Origin of the sequence: Colidextribacter sp. OB.20 (assembly GCF_009911595.1) — a bacterium.
Classification (GTDB): Bacteria; Bacillota; Clostridia; order Oscillospirales; family Oscillospiraceae; genus Lawsonibacter.
In genome coordinates, this window is record NZ_QWKG01000155.1 from 1 (window position 1) to 933 (window position 933).

Consider the following 933-nt stretch of genomic DNA (forward strand, 5'->3'; position numbering starts at 1 on the left):
ATTTTGTTACCCATCCCCGCCGAAAAACTACAAAATTTCTTCGGCGTTTTCTTACAATTTCATATCGGCGTTGACATTGACCGCTTCCTCCTGGCGCAGACTGGACGCCTCCCGGACACGCTGAACAAACTCCTGCTCGTTATTGCGGACATACCAGCTTATCCGCTGAATGGCGGAGAGGATTGCCGCTTCCAGCTTTTGCGTGGGGACATAGTGAATGGTACACTCTTGAACAATTCCCCGGTATCTGGAACAGGTGAAAGCATCGTCGATGTACTTGCTTTGAACAAGACTGTTGTGGTGGGTCAGCTTTGCGCCGCAGTCGGCGCAGTAGAGCAATCCAGTCAGACGATTGGGGCTGCTGCTCCGTTTGGGTGTCCGGCGTACTGTTTCCCGCAGCCTTTGGATATTGTGCCATGTTTCTTCGTCAATGATGGCAGGAACAGCTCCCTCGAACACAAATTGTTCCTCTGGCGCAGTTCTGCGGGTGCTTTTGGTCTTGTAGTTCTCGCAGATGGTCTTGCCCAGCACCTTGCGCCCCAGGTACTCCGGCCTTTTGAGGATATAACCCAGGGTGGTGGCAGACCAAGCGTAGGGGTCACGGTAGCTGCTGGCGCGGACAGGACAGCCGATGCGCTTCCAGTGTTCGGAAGGGATAGGGATTTGTTCGGCCCGCAGCGTCCGGGCGATGCCGTTGACGCTCTGACCGTCCATGACCATCTGGAAGATACGGCGCACAACGACGGCGGCTTCCTCGTCAATCACCCACTCGCCCTTGTCCTCTTTTGAAGCAAGATAGCCATAGGGGACAGCCCCCGAACAGCGCAATCCCTTTTCCATTCTGGACTTGAAAACGCTCTTGATTTTGCGTAAGCGTAAAATGTACCACCGCATATACAAGGGAATAGGAGAATGCAGATAATAGTCCCGAGA

Annotated in this window: 1 protein-coding gene; it reads right to left on the bottom strand. The window is 53.8% G+C overall.

The annotated features are described in order from the left end of the window. Positions 1–51: 51 nt before the first annotated feature. The gene (locus tag D1641_RS18960) at positions 52–840 is read right to left on the bottom strand and encodes a recombinase family protein (RefSeq protein WP_243149492.1); all 789 of its coding nucleotides are present in this window, start codon (positions 838–840) and stop codon (positions 52–54) included. Positions 841–933: the final 93 nt, after the last annotated feature.